Here is a 210-nt window from a genome sequence, read left to right on the forward strand (position 1 = left end):
CTTCGCGAAGATTTCGTCGGGCTCGATGATCTTGTGGATGCGCGCCTGCGTCGGATGCGGCTTCGTGTCGATCACGTAGATGCGCGACGAGCGCAGGCCGGGAATGATCAGGAAGCGGCGCTCGAGGAACGCATGGCCGGTCAGCGGCGACAGCGACGACGAGCACGCATTCCAGCCGAAGTGGTGAAACTCGTCGCCGGTGTTCGGCAT

1 protein-coding gene is annotated in these 210 nt (G+C 63.3%); it reads right to left on the bottom strand.

Annotated features, from left to right (window positions below):
* Positions 1-210: selenium-binding family protein (locus KB213_RS12675; protein WP_249110588.1), on the bottom strand; the 210-nt coding region annotated here is incomplete at both ends.

Origin of the sequence: Neokomagataea anthophila, assembly GCF_018122595.1 — a bacterium.
GTDB lineage: Bacteria > Pseudomonadota > Alphaproteobacteria > Acetobacterales > Acetobacteraceae > Gluconobacter > Gluconobacter anthophilus.